The sequence below is a fragment of the Streptomyces sp. RKAG293 genome (assembly GCF_023701745.1).
In the GTDB taxonomy this organism is placed as follows: domain Bacteria; phylum Actinomycetota; class Actinomycetes; order Streptomycetales; family Streptomycetaceae; genus Actinacidiphila.
On the sequence record NZ_JAJOZB010000001.1, the window covers coordinates 1900636 to 1926371 of the forward strand.

Genomic DNA, 25736 nt, shown 5'->3' on the forward strand with positions numbered 1-25736 from the left:
CATACCCCGGGGCATGCCCCCCGCCCCACCATGAAGGACGTCGCGGCGCGGGCCGGAGTCGGGCTCAAGACGGTCTCCCGGGTGGTCAACGAGGAACCGGGGGTCACCCCGGACACCATCCAGCGGGTCCGGGAGGCGATCGACGCCCTCGGTTTCCGGCGCAACGACAGCGCACGGCTGCTCCGCACCGGACGGACGGCCAGCATAGGTCTGGTGCTGGAGGACCTCGCCGACCCCTTCTACTCGCCGCTGAGCCGGGCCGTCGAAGAGGTCGCCCGCGCGCACTCGACCCTGCTGTTCACCGGTTCCAGCGCGGAGAACGCCGAACGCGAGCAGGAACTGGTCCTCGCGTTCTGCGCCCGCCGGGTGGACGGGCTGGTCGTGGTGCCCGCCAGCGACGACCACCGCTATCTGGAACCGGAGATCGACGCCGGGGTCTCGACCGTCTTCGTGGACCGGCCGGCCGGCGGCATCGACGCCGATGTCGTCCTCTCCGACAGCGCGGGCGGCACCCGTGAGGGCGTCGCCCATCTGATCGCGCACGGCCACCGCAGGATCGGCTTCATCGGCGACGAGCTCCGGATCCACACCGCGAACGAGCGGCTGCGCGGCTACCGCGAGGCGATGGCCGCCGCGGGGCTGCCGGTGAGCGAGGAGTGGATCTCGATGGGCCGCACCGCGCCCGAGCGGGTACGCGCCGCGCTGACCGCGATGCTGGCGGGCCCGGAACCGGTCACGGCGCTGTTCGCCGGCAACAACCGGGTCACCGTCACCGCGGTGCGGGTGCTCGTCGGCGAGCTGCGTCCGGTCGCCCTGGTGGGGTTCGACGACTTCGAGCTCGCCGACCTGCTGCGGCCCGCGGTCACCGTGATCGCGCAGGACGCCGTCGGGCTGGGACGGGCGGCCGCGAAGCTGCTCTTCCGCCGGCTGGACGGCGGATCGGACAAGCCGCGCCGGATCGAGCTGCCCACCCGGCTGATCGTGCGCGGCTCGGGCGAGATCCCGCCGGCGCCGTAGCCGACGGCCACGGTGCCCGGCCGGAAACGGTGGTGCCCGGCCGGGCACGGTCGGAGGGAGGCCCTCCCGGGGCTCAGCGGCCGGCCAGGGCGTCCAGTTCCGCGCGGCCGAGCGCTGTGCGGGCGGTGACCTCTTCGAGGTCGACGGCGCCGCAGTCCAGGCCGCGCAGCAGGTAGCCGCTGAGCGCCTTGGCGGTGGCGGGCTCGTCCATCACATCGCCGCCGGCCTTGGCCACGTAAGCCGCGAGCCGGGCCGCGGCGGTGTCGAGGCCCTCGCGGTAGAAGGCGTAGACGGCGGCGTAGCGGGTGGGCAGGTGGCCGGGATGCATGTCCCAGCCCTGGTAGTAGGCGCGGGCGAGCGAGCGGCGGACGAGGCCGTGGTGCAGCCGCCAGGCGTCGTGCACCTGGGCGGTCGGGCCGACCGGCAGCACGTTCGTGGAGCCGTCGGAGAGCCGGACGCCGGTGCCCGCCGCGGCGACCTGCATCACGGCCTTGGCGTAGTCGGCGACCGGGTGGTCCATCGACTGGTAGGCGGCGCTGACCCCGCAGGAGGCGCTGTAGTCGAAGGTGCCGTAGTGCAGTCCGGTGGCGCGGCCCTCGGCGGCGTCGATGAGGCGCGGCACGGTGGCGGTGCCGTCGGGGCCCAGGATCGACTGGGTCGTCTCGATCTGGATCTCGAAGCCGATGCGGCCGGGCGTCAAGCCGTGCGCCTTCTCGAACTCCTCGCAGAGCCGGACCATCGCGGTGACCTGCTGCGGGAACGTCACCTTCGGCAGCGTCAGCACCAGTCCGTCCGGGAGGCCGCCGGACCGCATCAGGGTGCTGAGAAAGATGTCCAGGGTGCGGATCCCGCGGTCGCGGACCGCCGCCTCCATGCACTTCATCCGGATGCCGATGTACGGGGGCGCGCTCCGGTCCGCGACGGCGGCCGAGATGATCCGGGCGGCGGCCACGGCCGCGGCGTCCTCCTCGGCGTCCGGGCGCTGTCCGTAACCGTCCTCGAAGTCGATCCGCAGGTCCTCGACGGGCTCGCGCTCCAGCTTGGCGCGCACCCGGTCGTGCACCGGCCCGGCGAGCTCGTCGCTCAGGCCCAGCACCCGCGCGAGGGCCTCCGCGTCCGGGGCGTGCTCGTCGAGCGCGGCCAGCGCCTGCCGGCCCCAGCTGCGGACGGTGTCGGCGGTGAAGGCGTCGGCGGGGACGTAGACGGTGTGCACCGGCTGCCGGGTGCCCGGGTCCCCGGGGTAGCGGCGGGCCAGCTCCGCGTCGGTCGCGGCGAGCGAGGCACCAATGCCCTCTCGTACCGCGTCCGCCAACGTCGTGCCGACCGTCTCACCCTGCGTCATGCGCCAGCCTCCCGAACTTCAACAAACCGTTGAAGGGAAGCTATCCGCGCCGCGGGACCGGGTCAACACCCGGGCCGGCCCGATGTCGGCGTAAAACGCGATTTCCTGTTCTTTCCCGGCCCTGCGGACCGGGCGGAACGCACGACGGCCCCCGCACGCGCCAGGCGTGCGGGGGCCGTCGGAGGAGTTCCGCGGGATCAGCCCTTACGGGCGGTGATCTCCTCGGTCAGCTGCGGGACGACCTGGAACAGGTCGCCGACCACGCCGTAGTCGACCAGGTCGAAGATCGGCGCCTCGGCGTCCTTGTTGACCGCCACGATCGTCTTCGAGGTCTGCATGCCGGCCCGGTGCTGGATGGCGCCGGAGATGCCGTTGGCGACGTAGAGCTGCGGCGAGACCGACTTGCCGGTCTGGCCCACCTGGTTGGTGTGCGGGTACCAGCCGGCGTCCACCGCGGCGCGGGACGCGCCGACGGCCGCACCGAGCGAGTCGGCGAGCGCCTCGATGATGTGGAAGTTCTCGGCGCCGTTGACGCCACGTCCACCCGAGACCACGATCGCGGCCTCGGTCAGCTCCGGGCGGCCGGTGGACTCACGCGGGGTGCGCGTGAGGACCTTGGTGCCCGTGGCCAGCTCGCCGAAGGAGACGGCGAGCTGCTCGACCGTACCGGCGGCCGGGGCGGCCTCCGGGGCGGCGGAGTTCGGCTTGACGGTGATGACCGGCACGCCGGTGGTGATCCGCGACTTGGTGGTGAACGACGCGGCGAACACCGCCTGCGTGGCGACCGGGCCACCGTCGCCCGGCTCGACGTCGGTGGCGTCGGTGATGATGCCGGAGCCGAGGCGCAGCGCGAGGCGGGCCGCGATCTCCTTGCCCTCCGCGGAGGACGGCACCAGGACGGCCACCGGCTCCACGGCCTTGGCGGCGGCCTGCAGCGCGTCCACCTTCGGTACGACGAGGTAGTCGGCGAACTCGGCCGCGTCGGCGGCCAGCACCTTGACCGCACCGTACTCGGCGAGCACGGGGGCGGCGGTGTCGACGCCGGCGCCGAGGAAGACGGCGACGGGCTCGCCGATCCGGCGGGCCAGGGTCAGCAGTTCGAGAGTCGGCTTGCGGACGGCACCGTCCACGTGGTCGACGAGGACGAGGACTTCACCCATGGGTACGGTCTCCTGCGAATTCTGTAGGGGCGGGGGCGGATGGGTCGCGGCTCAGATGAACGTCAGCCTCGCGAGGCTGCTCTAGATGAACTTCTGCTCCGCAAGGAAGGCGGCAAGCTGCTTGCCGCCCTCGCCCTCGTCCTTGACGATCGTGCCGGCGGTGCGCGCCGGGCGCTGCGTGGCCTCGTCCACCGTGGACCAGGAGCCGGCGAGGCCGACCGTGGCCTCGTCGATGTCCAGGTCGGACAGGTCCAGGGACTCCACCGGCTTCTTCTTGGCGGCCATGATGCCCTTGAACGACGGGTAGCGGGCCTCGCCCGACTGGTCGGTCACGGAGATCAGGGCGGGGAGGGACGCCTCGAGCTGCTCGCTCGCCGCGTCGCCGTCACGGCGGCCGGTCACCTTGCCGTCGGCGACGGACACCTCGGACAGCTGGGTCACCTGCGGGACGCCGAGGCGCTCCGCGAGGATCGCCGGCAGCACGCCCATGGTGCCGTCGGTGGAGGCCATGCCGCACACGACCAGGTCGAACCCGGCGTGCTCCACGGCCTTGGCGAGCACCAGCGAGGTACCGAACACGTCGGTGCCGTGCAGTGCGTCGTCCTCGACGTGGATGGCCTTGTGGGCGCCCATCGACAGCGCCTTGCGCAGCGCGTCCTTGGCGTCCTCGGGACCGACGGTCAGTACCGTGATCTCGGCATCGTCGGCGGCGTCGGCGATCTGCAGCGCCTGCTCGACCGCGTACTCGTCGAGCTCGGACAGCAGACCGTCAACAGCGTCGCGGTCAGTGGTCAGGTCCTCGGCGAAGTGACGGTCGCCCGTGGCGTCGGGCACGTACTTCACACAGACAACGATCCTCAAGCTCACGCCTGCTCTCCTACTGCTTAGTCTCGTCAACTGCCCTTGCAGGCAGCATAGGCGCCTTAGCGGGGCGGCCCCCCACCGGCACGCACCAGCGTTCCAACAGAAGGTTACTCGCCAGTACACCCAGCTCCTCACCCGTAAGCAAGGGTGATGAACTGTGACGTTGCCGACGCCACGGCCCGGAACGGGTCAGTGGCGCAGCCCGTTGAAGCCGCCCTGGTGGTAGAGCAGCGGGCTGCCGGGGCCCGTCGGATCGCCCGCGACGGCCTGCGCCACCACGATCCGGTGGTCACCCGCCGGGATGCGGGCCAGCACACGGCAGACCAGCCAGGCGGAGACCTCACCGAGCACCGGCACGCCGTGCGGCCCCTCGCGCCAGTCGGTGGCCGGGCCGAACCGGTCGGCGCCGCTGCGCGCGAAGGTCGCGGCGACCGCTTCCTGGTGGTCGCCGAGCACATGGACGCCGAGGTACGGGACCTCGGACAGCGTGGGCCAGCTGGAGGAACCGGTGCTGATGCCGAACGAGAGCAGCGGGGGTTCCGCCGATACGGAGGTGAGCGAGGTGGCCGTGAAACCCACCGGCCGGTCGCCTGCCGCGGTGATCACGGCGACACCGGCCGCGTGGCGGCGGAACACCGAGCGGAAGACGGCCGGGTCGAAGCCGGCGGCGGTGCCGTGATGTGTGCCGAGGTCGGTCAGGGCAGTCATGGAGTTGTCCTTCTGGAGCGGTCGGGCCGGAGGCGAATGGTCGTCTGGGGCGCTCAACAACTCGGACAGCGCGCACTCGAATGGCGACCGAGATCGACATCCGCGCGCGTGTGAAGAAGGGGGTCTCGCGACATAACGTCAGAGTGACGATGGCAGACGGGCCCCGTCAAGAGCGGCCCCGGATTTGGGATCCCCATCACAAGATCACCGACCCGGATCGCCGGCCCGGATGCGCGATCCGCGGGCCGGCCGTCACACCGCGGCGCCGAGCGCCGCGATCACATCCACCTTGCGGGGCTGGCCGGCCGCCCTGCGTACCACCGCGCCGCTCGCGTCCAGCACGAGGACGGTCGGGGTCTTGAGGATCGCCAGCCTGCGGACGAGTTCCAGGTGGGCCTCCGCGTCGATCTCGACGTGGGTCACCCCTTCGACCATGGTGGCGATCTCGTCGAGCGTCCGCCGGGTGGCCCGGCAGGGGGCGCAGAAGGAGCTGGAGAACTGCACCAGCGTGGCGCGCGCGCCGAGCGGCCCGCCGATCTCGGCAGCCGTCAGCCGCTCCTGGCCGTCCTTCGTCCGCACCCGAATCCTCCCGTTCCGGCGCTGGTGCACCAGGCCGAACGCGCTCGCCGCCGCGAGGACAGCGAGGCACACCACCAATCCCGTCATCTTTTTCCTCCCGCAGCGGTGCAGCGTTCACGGGACCGCAATGATTCCCGTGCGGCCGGGTGCGCCCCGGTCCGGGATCATCGGCTCCATGAACGCGATGAATGCCGCGAACGCCGCCCCCGCCTCCGGCCTCGATGTCCGGGGGCCCCGCTTCGGCGCCGTCCTCACCACGGTCGTGCTGGCCGCCGTGCTGGTCACCGGGAGTGGCTGGCTGCTGGCCGTGCAGGCGGTGGTCTTCGCGACCGGCGCCGTGGCGGGCGTGCGGCGATCCCCCTACGGCTGGCTGTTCGCCACCGTCGTGCGGCCCCGGCTCGGGCCGACGCAGGAGACCGAGGACCCCGCGCCGCCGCGCTTCGCGCAGGCGGTGGGACTCGTCTTCGCGGTCATCGGGCTGGCCGGCTATTTCGCGGGACCGCTGTGGCTGGGTATGGCGGCGACCGGCTGCGCGCTGGCCGCGGCGTTTCTCAACGCCGCCTTCGGGTACTGCTTGGGGTGCGAGATGTACCTCTTGTTCCGGCGTGCGACGAGGTGACGTGACGAGAATCTCGCGGGATCGTGGGCACGCAAGGTGACACGGGGCACGTTGTCGGTGCACGATCCATCAGCGACCGGAACCTACGGGCGCGTAACTTCCGCCGGGAGAGCCGCCCCCGGAGAGAGCAGGTACCCGGACATGGCTGAACTCGTCTATCCCCCGGTCATCGGCGTTGCCCGCACCATGTTCCGTGTGCAGGGGCTGCGCTTCGACATCGGCGGCACGGAGAACGTACCGCGCAAGGGCGGAGCCCTGCTGGTCTCCAACCACATCGGCTACCTGGACTTCGTCTTCGCCGGTCTGACGGCGCTGCCGAACAAGCGGCTGGTCCGCTTCATGGCGAAGGACTCGGTCTTCCGGCACAAGGTGTCGGGTCCGCTGATGCGGGCGATGAAGCACATTCCGGTGGACCGCTCGGAAGGCATGCACGCGTACGCGCACGCGCTGGACGCACTGCGGGCCGGCGAGATCATCGGGGTCTTCCCCGAGGCCACCATCTCCCAGTCGTTCACCCTGAAGTCGTTCAAGTCCGGCGCGGCGCGGCTCGCCGAGGAAGCCGGCGTACCGCTGCTCCCGATGGCCCTGTGGGGCACCCAGCGGCTGTGGACCAAGGGGCACCCGCGCCATCTCGGCCGCAACAGGTTCCCCATCACCATGCGGGTCGGCGAGCCGATGCGGGCGAACGACGGCGAGAAGCCGGGCGCGCTCACCCGGCGGCTGCGGATGCGCGTCCAGGAGCTGCTGGAGGACGCGCAGCGCGCCTACCCGGGCAAGCCGAGCGGCCCCGACGACCGGTGGTGGCTGCCCAGCCACCTCGGCGGCACCGCGCCCACCCCCGAAGAGGCCGCCGAGCTGGACCGTGCGGACCGCGACGAGCGGGCGGCCAGGCGCTGACCCACCGCGCCGCGGCTCCCGGCCGGGTTCAGTCCGCCTCGCGGACCGTCACCTCGGCCGCGGGACTCAGCAGGCGCAGCCCTTCGGCGAGCTCTCCCGCGGCGGTGTGCAGCTCGTCGAGCGGCATCGGCGCGAGGCGTTCGAGCAGGAAGACGGCGTTGACGGAGTCCTCCGTCAGCCGGGTGCGGACGCCCTGACGCCAGTTCCAGCGGCGGCAGGTGACCCCGGTGTCGTCCTGCCAGACGACCTCGCCGGGCTCGGGGTGCTCGACGACCGGCTCGCCACCGGCCGCGGTCTCGAACCTCTCGTCGCCGCCGGCCCGCACCAGCCGCATCCCGCCGAGGATGTGGTCGGTGTCCTCGCCGCCGACCGGCACCAGATGGGCCACGCTGACGGCGTTGTAGAGGTCGACGAGCAGGTTGATCCTCGGCAGCCCGCCGTCGGCGAGCGCGCGCCTGGCCAGCGCCTCGGCGGAGTTGCGGGTGCGGGACGGCTTGGCGCCGAAGGCGCTGTACGCGTCCCGCCAGGCCGCGAGGTGCGGGTCCTCGTGCGGGGCGCGGCCGGCCAGCCGTGCGGTGAGCCGGCGCACGGCGTCGTCGAGCAGCGCGGAGCTCCGCTCGTCGCTCGGCCCGTTGGTGAGGCCGCGGGCCTCGACGACGAGCGGGACGAAGCCGGGTACGAGGTCGTGCACCTCGGGGGCCACGGTGATGTTCAGGGGCTGAGCGGTGTTCGTCGGGGGCATAGCAGACCTTGGTTCCTTGACGGGGACGGCGTTCACAGCGCGGTGGGCAGCAGCTGCCACAGGTGCGGCCGGTCGGTGGCGCGCTGCAGAGATTCCAGCACGGCGGGCGGCGGCGCGGCGTACACCACCGGGTAGTCGGCCTCGCCGAACTCGGGACGGACCCGCCAGGCGAGCCGCTCCCGCTCCACCGAGAACCGCGCGTCCACACCCGGCTTGTTGCCCCGCGGGTCCTGCCGCGCCCAGCGCGTCCGCCCGGGCAGCAGGACGGCGACGAGGGCGTGCACCAGCGGATTGCCACCGGCTTCGTCGGTGAGGCGCTGGTAGCAGAGCCCGGTGGGGATGCCCTCGGCCCGCAGCAGCGCGGTGAGGGCGTGCGACTTGGCGTGGCAGATGCCGGTGCGCAGCCGCAGGACGTCCGAGGCGCGCCAGGTCACCCGGGGGTCGCCGGCGTCGCCGGAGTGCGGAACGGTGTCGCGGACGAACTCGAAGGCCGCCCGGGCGTAGTCGTCGGGCCCGGTGGCACCGGCGCGCAGCCGTTCCGCGGTCTCGCGCACCAGCGGATGCTCATGGTCGATGACGTCGTCGGCGGCGAGATAGGCCGCAGGACCGGGTACGTCCTGGAGGAGTTCCATATCCGGAACCCTAGGCAGGATCGCACTCTCGATCAATCGAAATACGGATCAGCGCATACTTATTCAGGATGCGGGCTAGGGTCTGTCGTCTGGATCTCCGTGGGGGAAGGAGCGGTGTCCGGTGCGTGCAGCTGCAAGGCGGAGGAGGCGACGCGGAGCGTCGTCGACCGACGCCAACGCGGCAGATGTGCGTGCTGGACACCGCGACGCCGCGGAGATCCAGACGACAGGCCCTAGGCGATCGCGCCGTTCGTGGCGCCCGGCCCGGCGTCGTCCGCGTGCCGGGCCAGCGCGGACGCCAGATCGGCATGGATCTCGAAGACCCGCCCCAGCCGGGTGAGCCGGAGCAGCCTCGCGAAGGACGGATCGGCGCTGACGATCCGGATGCGGCCCCCGTTCTCGAGGGCACGCATCCGGAACCGGCAGAGCAGCGACAGACCGCTGCAGTCGATGAACGTCACGGGCCGCAGATCGATGACGAAGTCCGAGTCGGCCACCCGGGCGAGGGCGTCGAGGAAAGGGGACAGCCCCGCCGCGGCGAGGACGTCCAGTTCACCCCACAGCTCGACCACGGTGGTCCCGGCCACCGATCGCCGACTGGCGCCGAAGGCGGGCTGATCGTCGTACATGGCAGGCCCCCCACTCCTGGTGATGGGCGTGCGCCGATGCGCATGTGTACGTGTCATACCCGCCGGTCGGCGATGAAGTCAACGGTTGGGACAGCAGCGGAAGTTGGCTTGTTCCGGGCCGTGGCCGGGCCGTGGGACTGCGGTGGCCGGTCTAGTGTCCGGCCAGCTCCGCGGCGATGGCCGCCGCGAACGAGTCGACGTCGTCCTCCGTGGTGTCGAAGGAGCACATCCAGCGGACCTCACCGGTGTTCTCGTTCCAGAAATAGAAGCGGTAGCGCTTCTGCAGCCTCTCGCTGACCTCGCGCGGCAGGAGCGCGAAGACGGCGTTGGACTGCACCGGGCGGACGATCGTCACACCGTCGACCCCCCGGACGGCCGCTTCCAGCCGCTGCGCCATCGCGTTGGCGTGCCGCGCGCCGCGCAGCCAGAGGTCACCGGCGAGCAGCGCCTCGAACTGCACCGACACGAAGCGCATCTTGGAGGCGAGCTGCATCGACAGCTTGCGCAGATGCTTCATGGCGCGCACCCGCTCGGGGGTGAGCACGACGATGCACTCCCCCATCAGCAGGCCGTTCTTGGTACCGCCGAAGGAGAGGATGTCGACCCCGGCGTCGGTGGTGAACGCCGCGAGCGGCACACCGAGGGTGGCGGCGGCGTTGGAGATCCGCGCCCCGTCCAGGTGGACGGCCATGCCGTGCTGGTGGGCGTGGTCGCAGATCGCCCGGATCTCGTCGGGGGTGTAGCAGGTGCCCAGTTCGGTGGTCTGGGTGATCGAGACGACCTGCGGCTGCGCCCGGTGCTCGTCCTCGAAGCCGAACGCCTGGAGGTCGATCAGCTCGGGGGTGAGCTTGCCGTCCGGCGTCGGGACGGTCAGCAGCTTGAGGCCGCCGACCCGCTCCGGAGCGCCGCACTCGTCCACGTTGATGTGCGCGGACTCCGCGCAGATGACCGCGCCCCAGCGCTCGGTGACGGACTGCAGCGCCGTGACGTTGGCGCCGGTGCCGTTGAATACCGGGAAGACCTCCGCGCGCGGGCCGAAGTGGCCGCGGAAGATGTCCTGCAGATGGGCGGTGTAGTCGTCCTCGCCGTAGGCGACCTGGTGGCCGCCGTTGGCGAGGGCCAGGGCGGTGAGCACCTCGGGGTGCACGCCGGCGTAGTTGTCGCTGGCGAAGCCGCGGACCTCGGGGTCGTGGCGCCGGACGGCGTCGGTGGCGAGCTGCTCGCTCACGGTTGGGGCGTCAGCCACAGTCGGGTTCCGTTCACTTCCTCGGCGGGCCGGTTCCAGATGTCCGTGACGGCCTCGGCGAGGTCCGTCACATCGGTGAAGCCGGCGAATTTGGCGTTCGGGCGCTGCGCCCGCATCTCATCGTGCACCAGCGCCTTGATGACGACGACGCTGGCCGCCGCGGTGAGCGGGTCGGTGCCCGCCAGCTTGCGGAACGAGTCCCCCATGGCGAGGGTCCAGGCCTCGGCGGCGGCCTTCGACGCCGCGTAGGCGGCGTTGCCGGCCGTCGGGCTGCTGGCACCGGCGGCGCTGATCAGCACATAGCGGCCCCGCGTGCTGCGCAGCAGCGGGTCGTGGAACGCCAGCGAGGTGTGCTGGACGGTGCGGATCAGCAGCTTGTGCAGGAAGTCCCAGTCGGAGAGGTCGGTCTCGGTGAACGACGCGGAGCCGCGCCAGCCGCCGACCAGATGGACCAGACCGTCGACCGGACCGTGGTCCTTCTCGATCCGCTCGGCCCACTCACGGGTCGCGTCGGGGTCGAGCAGGTCCACGATCTCGCCGGTGATGTCCGCACCGCCGGCGTCGAAACGGGCCTGGTCGACGGCTTGCGCGAGCCGTTCGGGATTCGCGTCGGCGGCGACGACATGAGCGCCCGCCCTGGCGAGCCGCTGGAGCATCGCTCGGCCGGCCGGTCCGCCGGCCCCCGCCACCGCGATGACCGCTCCCTGGAGCGGTCCCTGGCTTTCGGTCCCGTTCGTCATCTTCGCCTCCTCGGCCGCGTCGCTCACGCCGCCGTCCGTACGACGCCGCTCGCGGTGATCCCCTTGGTCGAGGCGATCACATCGCGCAGCTTCTTCGCGAGTGCCTCATAGAACATGCTCAGCGGGAACTCGTCGACGAGCACCTCGTCCACGAGCTTGCGCGGCGGCAGCGAGAGGTCGAGGGCGTCCGGGCCCTTGGCCCACACCGATCCGGGGTGGGGCGAGAGGTACGTCGCGACCAGGTCGTACGCGGCGAACCAGTGCACGAGCTTGGGGCGGTCGATGCCGTCGCGGTACAGCTTCTCGATGTCGGCGCAGAGCTGGTTGGTGACCTGGGGAGCCAGCTCCCAGTCGATGTGCAGGGTGTTGTCCGTCCAGCGTACGGCGTCGTGCTTGTGCAGGTAGGAGAAGAGCAGCTGGCCGCCCAGGCCGTCGTAGTTGCGGACCCGCTCGCCGGTGACCGGGAAGCGGAAGAGGCGGTCGAAGAGGATCGCGTACTGCACGCCCAGGCCCATCGGGTGGCCCTCGGCCTGCAGCTTCACGGCCTCCTTGAAGGTCGTGAGGTCACAGCGCAGCTCTTCGAGGCCGTACATCCAGAACGGTGCCCGCTGCTTGATCATGAAGGGGTCGAACGGCAGGTCGCCGTGGCTGTGGGTGCGGTCGTGGATCATGTCCCACAGCACGAACGTCTGCTGGGAGAGCTCCTGGTCCTCGATGAGCCGGACGGCCTCACCGGGCAGTTCCAGGCCGAGGGTGTCCACGGCGGCGGCGGTCACGGCCCGGAAGCGGGCGGCCTCGCGGTCGCAGAAGATGCCGCCCCAGGTCCAGCGCTCGGGCGCCTGGCGGACGGCCACGGTCTCCGGGAAGAGCACCGCGGAGTTGGTGTCGTAACCGGGCGTGAAGTCCTGGAACGTGATCGGCACGAACAGCGGGTTGTCGTAGCGGGTGCGCTCCAGCTCGGCGAGCCAGTCGGGCCACACGACGCGCAGGGCGACGGCTTCCAGGTTGCGGTCCGGGTTGCCGTTCTGCGTGTACATCGGGAAGACGACCAGGTGCTGCAGGCCGTCGCGGCGGTCGGCGGCGGGCTGGAAGGCCAGCAGCGAGTCCAGGAAGTCCGGGACGCCGAAGCCGCCGTCGGCCCAGCGGCGCAGGTCGGTGACGAGCGCCTGGTGGTACGCCGAGTCGTGCGGCACCAGCGGGGAGAGCTGCTCGATCGCGTCGATGACGCGCTCCAGGGTGCGCTCCACATCGGCCAGCGGCGGTACGACCTCGGCGGAGAAGTCGATCGAGCCGTCCTTCTGCTGCCAGGGCCTGATGGCTTCCACGGCTTGCTTCAGTACGGCCCACGCCGGATGCGAGGCGATGTCCTCGCCGGATATCCCGGCCCCGTCAGCCACTACAGCCGAAAGATTTTCACTCATGACCCCTCCTTCACAGAAGAAACGCGCTTGATCCGCCAAGGAAGCGTATCTATACGAGCTTCCTCCGTTCAAGGGGGGTCGGAACAGATTATCCTGTGCGACCCCCCACAAGACCGGTCATTTTCCTGTCATGCACCGTTCTCGCGATGACTTCTGTTAGTTGCGTCATGACGGGACGAGCGACCTTCGGGACATTGCTCCCTTATGACTACAAAGCGACTTCGTTCCAGTCTCGCCCAGCTTTCCGGCGCGCGCGATCCCCGCGCCGCATCCCCGCGGGCCCGGTGGCAGCCCGGCGGGGCGGCACGCCCTCGCACGAGTGACGGAACCGGCCGGCCGGGGTCCGGCGGCGGTAGGAGAGGGGTCATGAGTACCCGCGCTGTCCTCGTCGCCGCACTGATCACCGGATTCGTCCTCGGCACGGCGGGTGTCCGTTCCGCGCACTCCGCGCCGTCACACCACGTTCCACCCGCCGTCACCGCCCGTCCCTAGGATGTCGGCCATGAACTTCCTCACCGTCGGTCACCGGGGTGTCATGGGCGTGGAGCCCGAGAACACCCTGCGTTCCTTCGCCCGCGCCGAGCGCGAGGGGCTGGACCAGATCGAGCTCGATCTGCACCTGAGCAAGGACGGCGCGCTCGTCGTCATGCATGACGCGGAGGTGGACCGCACCACGGACGGCACCGGCCGGATCGGCGACCTCACCCTCGACGAGCTGCGGGAGCTGGACGCGGGGCAGGGCGAACGGGTGCCCGTCCTCGAAGAGGTGCTGGACGCGGTCTCCGGGCCGATCCAGGCCGAGATCAAGGACGTGGCCGCCGCCCGGGTGCTCGCGAAGGTGCTGCGCGAGCGCGACGAGGTGGGCCGGGTGAGCGTGCTGTCCTTCCACGACGAGGCGCTGCGCGAGATCCACGAACTGCTGCCGGAGTCGCACCGCGTGCTGGTCGCCAGCGAACTCGGCCGGGACCTGGTGTCGCGCGCACGGGCGGTGGGCGCCCGGATGGTCAGCCTGGAACTGCCGCAGCTCAGCCTCGACGTGGTCCGGCGGTGCCGGGACGCGGGGCTCGCGGTGATCGCGTGGACGGTGAACACTCCGCAGGAACTGGACCTGGCGCACGCGCTCGGGCTGGACGGCATCGTGACCGACCTGCCGTCCATCGACGGGCGGGCGATGCGTCGGATCGCCGGACGGGCCTGACCGGTACGGCTCCTGGCGAGGCGCGGGGCAACACTCCGGACACAAACGTCCGGCATTCGGACGTACGCTCCCGCGGCCTGGACAGATTCGCCCGGCCGATGTCAATGTCCGGCCATGCGTTCCGCGAACCTGCTGTCCCCGCGCCTCGCCGCCATCGCCGCGGCCGCCCTGCTCACCCTCGCCGCCGCCGGCTGCGCGCCCCAGGAGGACGACTCCGCGGGCGGCACCGCCACGCCCTCGGGAACGTCCGCCGCGAGCTGTGCCCCCACCGGTCTGTCCACCCGCACGGCGGGCAAGCTGACGGTGGGCACGGACACGCCCGCGTACGACCCCTGGTTCACCGATGACAAGCCCGCCAACGGCAAGGGCTTCGAGTCGGCCGTCACCTACGCCGTCGCCAAGCAGCTCGGCTACGCCCAGGCCGATGTGGTCTGGCAGACCGTGGCCTTCAACAACGCCTTCGCGCCCGGCGCGAAGGCCTTCGACTTCGACATCAACCAGGTCTCGATCAGCGACGACCGCAAGAAGGCCGTCGACTTCTCGTCCGGCTACTACGACGTGCGCCAGGCCGTCATCACGCTCAAGACCTCGAAGATCGCGAACGCGAGGACGATCGCCGACCTGCGGGGCGCCAAGCTCGGCGCCCAGGTCGGCACCACCAGCCTGGACGTGCTCAACGACGTCATCAAGCCGACCCAGGCACCCGCCGTCTACCAGAAGAACGACCTCGCCAAGAGCGCGCTGAAGAACGGTCAGGTGGACGGCATCGTCGTCGACCTGCCCACCGCGTTCTACATCACCGGCGCCGAGGTGCCGGAGGCCAAGGTCGTCGGGCAGTTCGAGACCGGCGGCGCCCGGCAGGAGCAGTTCGGCCTCGTCCTGGACAAGGGCAGCAAGCTCACGGCGTGCGTCAGCAAGGCCGTCGACGCGCTGCGCAAGGACGGCACGCTGGCCGGGCTGGAGAAGCAGTGGCTGTCCGAGGCCGTCGACGCGCCGGTGCTGAAGTGACGGTGGAGGACGTCCGGCCGGACACCTACCGGCCGTCCGAGCGGCGGATCGAACGGGAGCGCTTCCGGCGCGCCCGCACCCGGCGCGCGGTGACGATCGGCGCCGTCAGCTCCCTCGCCACCGCCGGGCTGCTCATCGGGCTCGTCGTCAGCTCCCCGGGATGGCAGCGCACCAAGGAGACCTTCTTCAACGCGCACGACGCACGCGCGTCGCTGCCGAAGATCCTCGACGGGCTCTGGCTCAACCTCCAGCTGATGGTGGTGTGCGGAGCGGTCGTCCTGGTCCTCGGGCTGCTGCTCGCCATCACCCGCACCCTGCGCGGACCGGTGTTCTTCCCGCTGCGGGCGCTCGCCACCGCCTATGTCGACTTCTTCCGCGGTCTGCCGCTGATCATCTGCCTGCTCGGCGTGGTCTTCGGCGTCCCCGCGCTGCGGCTGCAGGGCGTCACCACCGACCCGGTGGTGCTGGGCGGGACGGCACTGGTGCTCACCTACTCGGCGTACGTCGCCGAGGTCTTCCGGGCCGGGATCGACACCGTCCACCCCAGCCAGCGCGCCGCCGCCCGCTCGCTGGGGCTGAGCAGCGCGCAGACCATGCGCCACGTGGTACTGCCGCAGGCTGTCCGGCGGGTGGTGCCCCCGCTGCTGAACGACCTGGTCTCACTGCAGAAGGACACCGGTCTGGTGTCGATCGCCGGCGCGGTCGACGCGGTGTACGCGGCGCAGATCTACGCGGGCAAGACCTTCAACTACACCTCGTACGTCGTCGCCGGCCTGATCTTCGTCGCGCTCACCATTCCGATGACGCGCTTCACCGACTGGATCACCGCCCGGATGAACCGCCGCCAGTCGCAGGGAGGAACCGTATGAGTGACGGCATGAGCGCGGCACCGGTGCTGCGGCTGGAGTCCGTGCGCAAGACGTTCGGCTCCTCGGTGGTGCTCCGCGACATCGATCTCAGCGTGCCCCCGCACACCGTCACCGCGCTGATCGGCGCCTCCGGCTCCGGCAAGTCGACGCTGCTGCGCTGCGCCAACCTGCTGGAGGACATCGACGACGGGGCGATCTTCCTGGACGGCGAGGACATCACCGACCCGCGCGTCGACCCGGACACGGTGCGCCGCCGGATCGGGGTCGTCTTCCAGGCGTACAACCTGTTCCCGCACATGACCGTGCTCGACAACATCACCCTCGCGCCGCGCCGGGTGCACAAGGTCGCGCGTGCCGAGGCGGCCGAGCGGGCCCGTGAACTGCTCGCCCGGCTCGGCCTCGGCGACAAGGCCGGCGAGTACCCGGACCGGCTGAGCGGCGGCCAGCAGCAGCGCGTCGCGATCGTCCGGGCGCTGGCCGGGAGGCCGCGGCTGCTGCTCCTCGACGAGATCACCGCGGCGCTCGACCCGGAGCTGGTCGGTGAGGTGCTGGGCGTCGTCCGTGATCTCAAGGACCAGGGCATGACGATGGTGATCGCCACGCACGAGATGGGCTTCGCCCGTGAGGTCGCCGACCAGGTCTGCTTCCTCGACGCCGGGGTGGTGCTGGAGCGCGGCACGCCGAAGCAGGTGTTCGGGGCGCCGGAGCAGGAGCGCACGCAGCGCTTCCTGCGGCGCTTCGCGGAGGCCGGGCGGCTGTGAGCGGTCAGCCGGTGGCCTCTGCCTTGAGGCCCTTGAGGTCCTTCACCAGCAGCTCGAACTCCAGGTCGGCACGCTGCGGCACACCGAAGCGCTCGTCCCCGTAAGGGAAGGGGTGCGTCTCGCCGGTGCGGGTGTAGCCGCGGCGCTCGTACCAGGCGATGAGGTCGGCGCGCGCCGTGATCACCGTCATGTGCATCTGCGCCGCGTCCCACTCGGTCGCGGCGTAGCGCTCGGCCTCGGCGAGGACGGTCTTCCCGAGGCCGCCGGCCTGCGCAGTGGGCCGGACCGCGAACATCCCGAAGTACGCGTTGTCCCCGCGGCGTTCGATGTGGCAGCACGCGATCAGCTCGCCCGCGCGCTCCACCAGGACGAGCCGGCTGTCCGCCTTCTCGATCACCTCGACGACACCCTCGGGGTCCGTCCGCTGTCCCTCCAGGATGTCCGCCTCGGTCGTCCACCCGGCCCGGCTCGAGTCCCCCCGGTACGCCGACTCGACGAGAGTGACGACGGCGGGAACATCGGCCGGCGTGGCCGTACGGAAGGTCGGCTGCGCGGTGCGCTCGCTGATGTCCATGGGGGCGAGGCTACCCGGGAGCACATCCGGGGCGCCGGGGCCGGGTAGCTTCACCGCATGGTGAATGTGGTGAGCAGCCGGATCCTGTTGCAGCCGACCGACCTGGAGCGATCCCGGGCCTTCTACCGTGACGAGCTGGGGCTGGCGATCTACCGGGAGTTCGGCAGCGGTCCCGAGCGCGGCACGGTGTTCTTCCTCGGCGGCGGCTATCTGGAGGTCTCCGGGCGCTCCGGGGCGCCGATGAGTGCGGCGCTGCGCATCTGGCTGCAGGTCCCGGACGTCGCGGCGGCGCACGCCGAACTGGCCGGTCGCGGGGTGACCGTTCTGCGGCCGCCGGTGGAGGAGCCCTGGGGGCTGGTCGAGATGTGGATCGCGGATCCCGACGGGCTGGAGATCGTCGTGGTGGAGGTGCCGGCCGACCACCCGATCAGATACCGGCCCTGACCTCCGTGAAGGCGGCCGCGAGCCGCCGGATGCCCTCGTCGATCTCCTCGGTGCCGCTGGTGTCGGCGAAGCTGACGCGGAGGTACGGCGCCGGGGCCTCAGCGGCGAAGTAGGCGCGCCCGGCCGCGACCGCGACCGAGGCGCGCAGGGCCGCCGTGCACAGCTCCGTCTCGTCGGTGCCGTCGGGCAGCCGCAGCCACAGCTGGTAGCCGCCGGTCGGGACCCGGCCGGGGAGCAGTTCCGGCAGATCGCGCCGCAGCGCGGCCAGCATCGCGTCGCGGCGCTCGCGCAGCCCGGTCGCGACGGCCCGCAGGTGGCGTGGCCAGGCGGGTGCGCCGACGAGTTCGAGGGTCGCCTCCTGGAGGGGGCGGGGGACGAAGAAGCTGTCGACGACCTGGATGGCGCGCAGCCGTTCCACGACCGGGCCGCGGGCGATGAGCGCGCCGACCCGCAGGCTGGGCGAGGTGGGCTTGGTCAGCGACGTGACATGGACGACGGTGCCGTGCGGGTCGTCGGCGACCAGGGGCGCGGGCAGCGGGCCGCCGTGGCCCAGCCGCCGGGCGAAGTCGTCCTCGATGACGAACGCCCCGGCCGCGCGGGCGATCCCGGTGACCTGCGCCCGCCGCGCCGGGGCGAGGACGGTGCCCGTCGGGTTCTGGAAGAGCGGCTGGCAGAAGAACACCCGGGCACCCGTGGCGTCGAAGGCGTCGGCGAGCAGGTCCGGGCGTACGCCGTCCGCGTCGGTCGGCACCGGTACCGGCCGCAGTCCGGCCGCCCGGGCCACCGCGAGCACTCCGGGGTACGTCGGGGACTCGACGAGCAGCGCGGAGCCGGGTGGGGCGAGCGCGCGCAGCGCGGTGGTGAGCGCGGCCTGGCCGCCCGCCGTGATCAGCACCTGGGCGGGTCCGACGCCGGCCTCGCGCGCGAACCAGGTGCGCAGCGCCGTCAGCCCCTCCACCGGCGGCCGGTCCCACGCCCCGGGCCGGCGGGCCGCGCGGGCGAGTGCGGCGCCGAGGGCTTGCTGCGGCTGGAGATCGGGGTGCAGATAGCCGCCGTTGAGCGGGATCACGCCAGGCGGCGGGGCGGCGAGCGTGGCGAGCACCCCGGAGGCGTCCACGACGCGGGGGGCGGGCTCGCCGTGCTGGTCCCCGGCGGTCAGGGCGACCTGCTGCCAGGAGGTGTCGACGGGGCCGGCGGGGTGCGCCACCGTCTGCGACCGGTAGGTGCCCGAGCCGGGGCGGGTCTCCACCAGCCCCTCGGCGGCGAGCGCGGCCAGCGCCCGGGACACCGTCACGGGGCTGACGCCGAACCGGTCGACGAGGGAGCGGCTCGACGGCAGTTTCGCCCCGGGAGAGAAGCGCTTGAGCTCTCCCCGCAACGAATCCGCCAGGGAATCCGAACTGCTACCGTCATTCATGACAGAACATGATAGCGCTACCGCACTGCGTCCGATAGCGGTGAACGGCACCGCCCTCGCCGCGCTCGGCGTCGCGGTCTTCTCCTTCACCTTCCCCGCGACCCACTGGGCGCTCGGCGGCTTCGGGCCGTGGACCACCGTCGCCGTGCGCGGCGTGCTCGCCGCCGTCATCGCGGGGGTCTGCCTGATCGCCGGACGGGCGCCAGTCCCCGCCCGGGAGCACTGGCCGGGACTGCTGGTCGTCGGCCTCGGGGTCGTCGTCGGCTTCCCGTTGCTCACCACGCTGGCGCTGACGACCACCGACACCTCGCACGCCGCCGTCGTCATCGGCGCGCTGCCGCTGGCCACCGCCATCGTGGCCGCCGCCCGGGAGGGGAACCGGCCGTCGCGCACCTTCTGGGCCGCCGCGGTCGCGGGCGCCGGCGCCGTCACGGTGTTCACCCTCGCGCAGAGCGGCGGGGCGCCGACCACCGGCGACCTCTATCTCTTCGGCGCGCTGGCGGTGTGCGCGGCGGGCTACGCCGAGGGCGGCCGGCTGGCCAGGGTGATGCCAGGACTGCGGGTCATCTCGTGGGCGCTGATCGCGATGCTCCCGTTCACCCTGGCCGGCTCGCTCGTCGCGCTGAGCTTCGAGCCGGTGCACTTCGGCGGCCGGGCGCTGCTGGGGCTGGCGTATCTCGCGGCCGTCTCCCAGGTCCTCGGCCTCATGGTCTGGTACCGGGGCATGGCCGCCATCGGCGTCGCCCGCGCCAGCCAGCTCCAGCTGGCGCAGCCGCTGCTGACGCTGGTGTGGTCGGCGGCCCTGCTCGGCGAGCACCTGGACGCCGCCACCCCGCTCGCGGCGCTCGCCGTCCTGGTCTGTGTGGCGGTCACCCAGCGCGCCAGGGCCTGAGCTCTCGCTCCGCACGTCCTTCATCGCGCCCCCCGAGTACGTCCGTGCGCGTGGGTGTGCGCCCTCGTGCCTGGGCAGCTCTCCAGCGGACCGCCGTCGCCCGGGGACGCGGGGCGGCCGGTGGGCGGGAACGCGGCGAACGGGAGGCCGGTCATGCACGGACCACCGCTGGTGGGGTGGCTGCTGGTCGTACTCAGCGCCGCGACGGGGCTGTCGTGCCTGCTGCGGCACGCCGCCCGGGACGAGGCCCTGATGGGGGCCGGCATGGCGGTGATGGCCGTGCCCATGTCCGTACTCGACCCCAGGCCCTGGGGGTCGCTGCTGCTCGCGCTGGTCTTCGCGGCGGCGGCGGTCCGGGCCCTGCTGCTCGCCCGGCGGCCCGGCCACCATCTGCACCACGCCCTGGGCGCCGCCGCGATGGTCTACATGGCCGCCGCGATGGGCACGGCCGCCCCGGCCGGCGCCCACGCCGGGCACGCCCCGGCGGGCGCACCGCTGCTGACGGGAGCGCTGCTGGTGTACTTCGCCGGATACGTTCTGGCCGCCGGGGCCCGGCTGGTGACGGTGGCGGCCGTCGCCCCGGCCGGCGGTCCGCCGGCCGGGGTGCCGATCGCGCCGGAGCTGGCGGCGTGCCGGGTCTCCATGGCGCTGGGGATGTTCGCGATGCTCCTGACGCTGTGACCCGGGGGTGCTCCGCCCGGGACGGCGTCAGCAGGCGAGCGCGAGCGGCGGCCGCCAGACCTGGCCGTCACCGGGGGTGCCCGAAGGCGGGCTGGAGTTGAGCGGCACGAACATCATCCGCGCGCCGGCTTCGTTCCGGTCGCCGGTCCACAGGTCGATGCCCTGCCAGGCCTGCCCGTCGACGACCGACACCGTGCGGGACTGCCCGCCACAGCTGTTGGCGGAGATGAGCCGGCGGCCGTTCGCGGGCTGGCCGAACCCGAGGTTGGGGGGCGCGACCCAGGTCCCGTACAGGTTCGTGGTGGTGGCGTAGCCGGTGCCGGTGCCCGTGCAGTAGCCGCAGCCGGGATCCGAGTAGGTGAGGAAGTACTGCCCGCTGGACCGGTCGTACCAGCCGCCGGGACTCTCGATGTTCTTCACCCCGGCGACGCTCAGTCCGCCCACCCCGGATCCGCCGACGCCATAGCCGTTGAGCTCCTCGATGGACAGCGACAGCGCGCCGGGCATCGTGCACACCAGTGCGGGCGCGGCACCCGGTGTGGCGGAGTCGATGAAGCCCATGTCCCCGTTACCGGTGCAGTACTTCAGGCTGGGCTTGGTGTACGAGCCGTGCGGCGGACCGGCGGAGGGGCCGCACAGGCCGGCGGGTCCGTTGCAGCCCATCGCGTTGTAGGCATGGGTTTTGTCGCGGCCGTAGTCCGCCGGGGAGTTGAACCACAGGATCCACACCCCGTCGTCACTGCCCCAGCCGCTGCGCTGGATCATCCGCGGGTTGAAACAGCCCGAGCCGTTGCCGCCGCACTCCACCTGCCAGGACTTTCCGGTGTACGGATCGATGTCGTTCGGGCCGAACAGCAGGGTTGGCGTGGACCAGGGTCCCAGGAGCGACGGCGCGGTGGACACCTTGAAGCCGCACCACGGTGTGTCCTTCTCCTGCCAGTGGAACCCGCACGCGTACGCGGTTCCGTACGCGTAGTAGGTGCCGTTGAACTTCTGGACGGTGCCGTCATGCAGGTCGAGCGAGGCGGGCAGGCTGAACGCCACGGGGCCCCCGGGCGCCGCGTCGGCCTGAGCGGCGGACGCACCCCCGAGGAGTGTGACGAGGGAGAGGGCAAGGACGGCGAGCAGAGCACCGATACGGCACACCACGCCTCCAGTTCGATGAGGTCGTCGCAGACAGAGTCGCGGGCGAGATCGCAGGCGCGCCGTTCCGATGATCGGCCCGCATGACGCACCGTAGTCGCGCGGTTCCGGTGCGTCGGGCGACGCGACGGGCGGCCGTCCGACGTCACCCATAGCGACGAAGGCTCGTACGCCCGGCCGGGTCCCGCGCCGGCCGGCCACCTGGCGAGGCGCCATGGTGGTGGTGCGTCCTGGCGGCGGGGGTCCTGGCGGTGAGGCGTGCATCACTTCGGACGGCGGACCGTACCCGGGGCTCCCGGGGCCTCCTAGGGTGAGCGGCATGACGGTCCCGTTCGTGCTGCTGGTGGTCGGCGCACTGGCTGCGGCGATGACGCCGCGCCTGTTGTCCCGTGCCGCCTGGCCGGAGCGCGAACCCGTGCTGGCCCTGTGGGTCTGGCAGTGCGTCGTCGCCGCCGTCCTGCTGTGCTGTGTCCTGGCGATGGCGCTCAGTGCCGCCGCCGCCTCGGCCGCCGTGCGCTGGCACCTGTTCGGTTTCGCCCCGCACGGTGTCGTGGACGCGTACGGTCTGCCCGGCTACGGGCGCTGGGCCGGTTCGCTGGCGGTCCTGCTGGCCTGCGGTGGTGTGTGGACCGCCGCGATGCTCACCCGCGAGGTGCGCGGGGCGCGGGCCCGGCGCCGTCAGCGGCGTGCCGAACTGCTCGTCCGCTCCCCCCGGCTGCCCGGCGAGGAGCCGCCGGCCGGCGACCGGCTGGTGGTGCTGGAGGGTGACCGGCCCGACGCCTGGTGGCTGTCGGGCGCGCAGCCGCAGCTGGTCGTCACCACGGCGGCGCTGCGCCGCCTCAAGGGCCGCCAGCTCGACGCCGTACTCGCGCATGAACAGGGCCACGTCCGCGCCCGGCACGATGTGCTGCTGCACTGCGCGGGCGCACTGGCCTCCGGCTTCCCCCAGGTCCCGGTCTTCGCCGGGTTCCGCGACCAGGTGCACCGGCTGATCGAGCTGGCCGCCGACGACACCGCCTCCCGCCGCTTCGGCCGGCTCACCACGGCCCTGGCCCTGGTCGAGCTCAACGAGGACCGCGGGGTGTTCGGCCCCTGCCCGACCCCGCTCGCCGAACTGCCGCGCCGGGTGCACCGGCTGCTGGACCCGGCGCCGCGGCTGGCCCCGGTACGCCGGGCCGGACTGACCGCGACCGCGCTCCTCGTCCCGGCCGTTCCCCTGCTGATCGCCTTCGTTCCGGGACTCAGCGCTCTCGGATAGCCCGCCGGAACCGCTCCTTCCGGGCCCCTGGCGGCTCCCTCCCCGGCGCGTTCCGGAGAATGGCGCCATGGTGATCAAGGGATGCATGTTCGACTTCTCCGGAACCCTGATGAGGATCGAACCGGCCGGGCGCTGGCTGGACGCGGTCCTCCGCGCGGCCGGGCACGACGTTCCCGCCGGGCAGGCGGCGCGGTACGCGGAGCGGCTGGAGCGGGCCGGAGCGCTGCCGGGCGGGGCCCACCCGAGCGCGGTGCCGGAAGCGCTGCGGGAGGTCTGGCAGGAGCGGGACCGCAGCGCGGAACAGCACCGGGCCGCGTTCACCGGCATGGCCCGGCAGGCGGAGCTGCCGTGGGACGTCTACGGCGCCCTGTACGACCGCCATATGACGCCGGAGGCCTGGACGCCCTACCCCGACAGCGCCGGAGTGCTGAAGGAACTGCGCGAGCGCGGTACCGCGGTGGCAGTGGTGAGCAACATCGGCTGGGACCTGCGGCCGGTCTTCCGCGCCCACGGACTCGACGCGTTCGTCGACGCGTATGTGCTGAGTTACGAACACGGCATCCAGAAGCCGGACCCCCGGCTGTTCACCATCGCCTGCGAGGCGCTGGGACTGCCTCCCGCGCAGGTCGCGATGGTGGGCGACGACCGGCGGGCCGACACCGGCGCCGCGGCGCTGGGCTGCCCGGTGCACCTCGTCGACCATCTGCCGGCCGCCGAGCGGCCGGACGGTCTGCGAAAGATTCTCGATCTGCTGTAGATCCACCAATCCGTACCGGCCGCCGCTCCGAATACCCGACAGGACATGCGGGCGTGAGGAGGGCGGACTGTGATGACGGAACGACGTCGGGTCGCGATCATCGGGAGCGGGATCGCCGGACTCACGGCCGCGTACGTCCTGCGCGGGACGTACGACGTCCTGCTGTTCGAGGCGGACGCCCGGCTCGGCGGCCACGCCGACACCCACGACGTCGTGGCCGCTGACGGCGGCCGGGCGTTCGCCGTCGACACCGGCTTCATCGTGCACAACCGGCGTACGTACCCGCTGTTGACGCGGCTCTTCGCCGAACTGGGCGTGGCCACCCAGCCGACCGACATGAGCATGTCGGTGCGCTGCGACGGCTGCGGTCTGGAGTACGCCGGGGCCCGCGGCGCGGCGGGGTTGTTCGCGCGCCCCGGCAACGCGGCGAACATCCGGTATCTGCGGCTGCTCGCGCACGTGCCGCGCTTCCACCGGGCGGCCCGCGCACTGCTGGCGCTGCCGCCGGACGGCCCGGAGCCGACCCTCGGCGAGTTCCTCGCCGAACGGCGCTTCCCGCCGTACTTCGTCTCGCACTTCATGACGCCGCTGGTCTCCGCGGTGTGGTCCTGCGGCGCGGAGCAGGCCGCCGGCTACCCCGCGCGCTATCTGTTCCGCTTCCTGGACAACCACGGGATGCTCTCGGTGACCGGCGCGCCGGCCTGGCGGACCGTCACCGGCGGCTCGCACGAATACGTCCGGCGGATCGCCAAGCAGCTCACCACGGTGCACACGTCGGCCCCGGTGCACGCGCTCACCCGGCATCCCGGCGGCGTACGGCTGTGGACCGGCGACGGCGAGGAGCACACCGCGGACGCCGTGGTCGTCGCCGTCCACCCCGATCAGGCGCTGCGGCTGCTCGCCGACCCGACGCCCGCGGAGACCGAGGTGCTGGGCGCGTTCTCCTACTCCCGCAATCCCGCGCTGCTGCACACCGACGCCTCCGTGCTGCCCCGGGCGAGCGGCGCCCGCGGCTGCTGGAACTATCTGCTGCCCTCGTGCGGCGCCACCCCCGACCGGGTCCTGGTGAGCTACGACATGACGCGGCTGCAGCGGCTGGACACCCCGCAGGAGTACGTCGTGACCCTCGGCGGCGAGCGGCTGGTCGACCCGGACCGGGTCCTGGACCGCATGGACTACGCGCACCCGGTCTTCACCACCCGCTCGGTCGCCGCCCAGCGGCGGCTTCCGGAGCTCAACGGCCCGGTCACCACGTTCGCCGGGGCCTACCACGGCTGGGGATTCCACGAGGACGGCTGCCGCTCGGGAGTCGCGGCGGCCGAAGCGCTGGGGGTCCGGTGGTGACCGCGGCGCTGTACGAGTGCGTGGTGTCGCATGTGCGCACCGCCCCGCTGCGGTACTCCTTCCGGCACCGTACGTATCTCTGGCTGGTGGACCTGGACGCGCTGCCCCGGCTGCCGCGCCCGCTGCGCCCGCTGGCCCGTTTCGAGACCCGTGACCACTTCGGCGGCGGGGCACCGGACATCCGCGCGGGACTCGACCGCTTCCTCGCGGCGGAAGGGGTGGAGCCGCCCGGCGGGCGGGTGCTGATGCTCACCGCGGCCCGGGTGTTCGGCCATGTCTTCAACCCGCTGACCGTCTACTGGTGCCACCGTTCAGACGGTTCGACGGCCTGTGTCGTCGCCGAGGTGCACAACACGTACGGCGAACGGCACTGCTACCTGCTGCGCCCGGACGCCGCCGGCCGGACCGGTACCGCGAAGGACTTCTATGTCTCGCCGTTCTTCCCGGTGGACGGCGAGTACCGCATGCGGCTGCCGGAACCCGGCGCGCGGCTGGATCTGACGGTCCATCTGGAACGTGCCGGCACCCGGCCGTTCACCGCGACGCTGCGGGGCGAACGGCGCCCGGCGACCGCCGCGGGCCTGCTGCGGGCCGCCGTGCGGCACCCGTGGTCGACGGCCACCGTGTCCGTGCTCATCCGGGTGCACGGCGTCATGTTGTACCTGCGCGGCCTGCCCGTGCGGCCCCGTCCCCCGCACCGACCCCAGGAGGGTGTGCAGTGACTGCCCCCGTTTCCCGCCCGATCCTCTCCCGCCCGTCGGTGGCGGACCCGCCGGAATCCCGTCAGCCCGTGG

At 72.3% G+C, this 25736-nt stretch carries 29 protein-coding genes; 15 read left to right on the top strand and 14 right to left on the bottom strand.

Annotation, left to right across the window (positions count from 1 at the left end; translation table 11 throughout):
* Nucleotides 1-30: 30 nt before the first annotated feature.
* Nucleotides 31-1017, top strand: a complete 987-nt coding sequence (locus tag LNW72_RS08265; protein ID WP_250980057.1) for a LacI family DNA-binding transcriptional regulator — start codon at nucleotides 31-33, stop codon at nucleotides 1015-1017.
* A 73-nt stretch (nucleotides 1018-1090) separates the two neighbouring features.
* Here LNW72_RS08265 and LNW72_RS08270 read toward each other — a convergent pair whose 3' ends face one another.
* From LNW72_RS08270 to LNW72_RS08290, 5 genes are all read right to left on the bottom strand, one after another.
* Nucleotides 1091-2359, bottom strand: coding sequence for an aldolase/citrate lyase family protein (locus tag LNW72_RS08270; RefSeq protein ID WP_250974809.1), 1269 nt, complete (start codon nucleotides 2357-2359; stop codon nucleotides 1091-1093).
* Nucleotides 2360-2556: 197 nt separating this feature from the next.
* The gene (locus LNW72_RS08275; protein ID WP_250974810.1) at nucleotides 2557-3519 is read right to left on the bottom strand and encodes an electron transfer flavoprotein subunit alpha/FixB family protein; all 963 of its coding nucleotides are present in this window, start codon (nucleotides 3517-3519) and stop codon (nucleotides 2557-2559) included.
* A gap of 81 nt (nucleotides 3520-3600) precedes the next feature.
* Nucleotides 3601-4386, bottom strand: coding sequence for an electron transfer flavoprotein subunit beta/FixA family protein (locus LNW72_RS08280; RefSeq protein WP_250974811.1), 786 nt, complete (start codon nucleotides 4384-4386; stop codon nucleotides 3601-3603).
* Nucleotides 4387-4572: 186 nt separating this feature from the next.
* Complete coding sequence (locus LNW72_RS08285; protein ID WP_250974812.1) at nucleotides 4573-5091, bottom strand: flavin reductase family protein; 519 nt, start codon at nucleotides 5089-5091, stop codon at nucleotides 4573-4575.
* A 252-nt stretch (nucleotides 5092-5343) separates the two neighbouring features.
* On the bottom strand, nucleotides 5344-5757 hold the full coding sequence (locus LNW72_RS08290) for a thioredoxin family protein (protein WP_138353871.1): 414 nt from the start codon (nucleotides 5755-5757) through the stop codon (nucleotides 5344-5346).
* Nucleotides 5758-5845: 88 nt separating this feature from the next.
* On the opposite strand from LNW72_RS08290, the gene LNW72_RS08295 reads away from it, so the two are divergent.
* Both LNW72_RS08295 and LNW72_RS08300 read left to right on the top strand, forming a co-directional pair.
* Nucleotides 5846-6289: a DUF4395 domain-containing protein gene (locus LNW72_RS08295; protein ID WP_250974813.1), complete on the top strand. Its 444-nt coding sequence runs from the start codon at nucleotides 5846-5848 to the stop codon at nucleotides 6287-6289.
* A gap of 141 nt (nucleotides 6290-6430) precedes the next feature.
* Nucleotides 6431-7186: a lysophospholipid acyltransferase family protein gene (locus LNW72_RS08300; protein WP_250974814.1), complete on the top strand. Its 756-nt coding sequence runs from the start codon at nucleotides 6431-6433 to the stop codon at nucleotides 7184-7186.
* 28 nt (nucleotides 7187-7214) lie between these two features.
* Here the strand turns inward: LNW72_RS08300 and LNW72_RS08305 are convergent, their stop codons facing one another.
* From LNW72_RS08305 to LNW72_RS08330, 6 genes are all read right to left on the bottom strand, one after another.
* Nucleotides 7215-7928: a phenylalanine--tRNA ligase beta subunit-related protein gene (locus LNW72_RS08305; RefSeq protein ID WP_250974815.1), complete on the bottom strand. Its 714-nt coding sequence runs from the start codon at nucleotides 7926-7928 to the stop codon at nucleotides 7215-7217.
* A gap of 32 nt (nucleotides 7929-7960) precedes the next feature.
* Nucleotides 7961-8560, bottom strand: a complete 600-nt coding sequence (locus LNW72_RS08310; RefSeq protein ID WP_250974816.1) for a transglutaminase family protein — start codon at nucleotides 8558-8560, stop codon at nucleotides 7961-7963.
* 233 nt (nucleotides 8561-8793) lie between these two features.
* Nucleotides 8794-9189 carry an STAS domain-containing protein gene (locus LNW72_RS08315; RefSeq protein WP_250974817.1) on the bottom strand — a complete coding sequence of 132 codons (396 nt, stop codon included), beginning with the start codon at nucleotides 9187-9189 and terminating at the stop codon, nucleotides 8794-8796.
* Between the two features lie 151 nt (nucleotides 9190-9340).
* Nucleotides 9341-10435, bottom strand: a complete 1095-nt coding sequence (locus LNW72_RS08320) for a low specificity L-threonine aldolase (protein WP_250974818.1) — start codon at nucleotides 10433-10435, stop codon at nucleotides 9341-9343.
* Nucleotides 10414-11175, bottom strand: a complete 762-nt coding sequence (locus tag LNW72_RS08325; protein ID WP_250980058.1) for an SDR family NAD(P)-dependent oxidoreductase — start codon at nucleotides 11173-11175, stop codon at nucleotides 10414-10416. Before LNW72_RS08325 ends, LNW72_RS08320 begins: the two co-directional genes overlap by 22 nt.
* Before the next feature lie 23 nt (nucleotides 11176-11198).
* Nucleotides 11199-12596, bottom strand: coding sequence for a DUF6421 family protein (locus tag LNW72_RS08330; protein ID WP_250974819.1), 1398 nt, complete (start codon nucleotides 12594-12596; stop codon nucleotides 11199-11201).
* A 366-nt stretch (nucleotides 12597-12962) separates the two neighbouring features.
* On the opposite strand from LNW72_RS08330, the gene LNW72_RS41145 reads away from it, so the two are divergent.
* The 5 genes from LNW72_RS41145 (at nucleotide 12963) to LNW72_RS08350 (ending at nucleotide 16432) form a co-directional block, all read left to right on the top strand.
* Entirely contained in the window at nucleotides 12963-13088 is a 126-nt protein-coding gene (locus LNW72_RS41145; RefSeq protein ID WP_285369434.1) for a hypothetical protein, read from the top strand.
* A 10-nt stretch (nucleotides 13089-13098) separates the two neighbouring features.
* The gene (locus LNW72_RS08335) at nucleotides 13099-13794 is read left to right on the top strand and encodes a glycerophosphodiester phosphodiesterase family protein (protein ID WP_250974820.1); all 696 of its coding nucleotides are present in this window, start codon (nucleotides 13099-13101) and stop codon (nucleotides 13792-13794) included.
* Nucleotides 13795-13908: 114 nt separating this feature from the next.
* Entirely contained in the window at nucleotides 13909-14802 is an 894-nt protein-coding gene (locus tag LNW72_RS08340) for an ABC transporter substrate-binding protein (protein WP_250974821.1), read from the top strand.
* Nucleotides 14799-15671, top strand: coding sequence for an amino acid ABC transporter permease (locus LNW72_RS08345; protein WP_250974822.1), 873 nt, complete (start codon nucleotides 14799-14801; stop codon nucleotides 15669-15671). The genes LNW72_RS08340 and LNW72_RS08345 overlap by 4 nt, the downstream gene beginning before the upstream one ends.
* The gene (locus LNW72_RS08350; RefSeq protein ID WP_285369436.1) at nucleotides 15668-16432 is read left to right on the top strand and encodes an amino acid ABC transporter ATP-binding protein; all 765 of its coding nucleotides are present in this window, start codon (nucleotides 15668-15670) and stop codon (nucleotides 16430-16432) included. Before LNW72_RS08345 ends, LNW72_RS08350 begins: the two co-directional genes overlap by 4 nt.
* Nucleotides 16433-16436: 4 nt before the next feature.
* On the opposite strand, the gene LNW72_RS08355 is transcribed toward LNW72_RS08350, so the two are convergent.
* Entirely contained in the window at nucleotides 16437-17006 is a 570-nt protein-coding gene (locus LNW72_RS08355; protein WP_250974823.1) for a GNAT family N-acetyltransferase, read from the bottom strand.
* Nucleotides 17007-17063: 57 nt separating this feature from the next.
* On the opposite strand from LNW72_RS08355, the gene LNW72_RS08360 reads away from it, so the two are divergent.
* Entirely contained in the window at nucleotides 17064-17450 is a 387-nt protein-coding gene (locus LNW72_RS08360) for a VOC family protein (RefSeq protein WP_250974824.1), read from the top strand.
* Here LNW72_RS08360 and LNW72_RS08365 read toward each other — a convergent pair.
* The gene (locus LNW72_RS08365; protein ID WP_250974825.1) at nucleotides 17434-18867 is read right to left on the bottom strand and encodes a PLP-dependent aminotransferase family protein; all 1434 of its coding nucleotides are present in this window, start codon (nucleotides 18865-18867) and stop codon (nucleotides 17434-17436) included. The two genes, LNW72_RS08360 and LNW72_RS08365, sit on opposite strands and share 17 nt — an antisense overlap.
* Here LNW72_RS08365 and LNW72_RS08370 point away from each other — a divergent pair.
* Both LNW72_RS08370 and LNW72_RS08375 read left to right on the top strand, forming a co-directional pair.
* Nucleotides 18866-19759 carry a DMT family transporter gene (locus LNW72_RS08370; protein ID WP_250974826.1) on the top strand — a complete coding sequence of 298 codons (894 nt, stop codon included), beginning with the start codon at nucleotides 18866-18868 and terminating at the stop codon, nucleotides 19757-19759. The two genes, LNW72_RS08365 and LNW72_RS08370, sit on opposite strands and share 2 nt — an antisense overlap.
* 153 nt (nucleotides 19760-19912) lie before the next feature.
* Nucleotides 19913-20440, top strand: coding sequence for a DUF5134 domain-containing protein (locus LNW72_RS08375; RefSeq protein WP_250974827.1), 528 nt, complete (start codon nucleotides 19913-19915; stop codon nucleotides 20438-20440).
* Nucleotides 20441-20467: 27 nt separating this feature from the next.
* On the opposite strand, the gene LNW72_RS08380 is transcribed toward LNW72_RS08375, so the two are convergent.
* Nucleotides 20468-21586 (bottom strand): hypothetical protein, encoded by a 1119-nt coding sequence (locus LNW72_RS08380; RefSeq protein WP_250974828.1) that lies wholly within the window; start codon nucleotides 21584-21586, stop codon nucleotides 20468-20470.
* 316 nt (nucleotides 21587-21902) lie between these two features.
* Here LNW72_RS08380 and LNW72_RS08385 point away from each other — a divergent pair, with 316 nt between their 5' ends.
* The 4 genes from LNW72_RS08385 to LNW72_RS08400 all read left to right on the top strand — a co-directional run bounded on the left by LNW72_RS08385 (nucleotide 21903) and on the right by LNW72_RS08400 (nucleotide 25664).
* A complete protein-coding gene (locus LNW72_RS08385; protein WP_250974829.1) occupies nucleotides 21903-22841 on the top strand; it encodes a M56 family metallopeptidase in 939 nt (312 codons plus the stop codon).
* Nucleotides 22842-22908: 67 nt separating this feature from the next.
* Complete coding sequence (locus tag LNW72_RS08390; protein ID WP_250974830.1) at nucleotides 22909-23598, top strand: HAD-IA family hydrolase; 690 nt, start codon at nucleotides 22909-22911, stop codon at nucleotides 23596-23598.
* A 69-nt stretch (nucleotides 23599-23667) separates the two neighbouring features.
* Nucleotides 23668-24942: an FAD-dependent oxidoreductase gene (locus LNW72_RS08395; protein ID WP_250974831.1), complete on the top strand. Its 1275-nt coding sequence runs from the start codon at nucleotides 23668-23670 to the stop codon at nucleotides 24940-24942.
* Nucleotides 24939-25664 (top strand): DUF1365 domain-containing protein, encoded by a 726-nt coding sequence (locus LNW72_RS08400; RefSeq protein ID WP_250974832.1) that lies wholly within the window; start codon nucleotides 24939-24941, stop codon nucleotides 25662-25664. Before LNW72_RS08395 ends, LNW72_RS08400 begins: the two co-directional genes overlap by 4 nt.
* Nucleotides 25665-25736 lie beyond the last annotated feature (72 nt).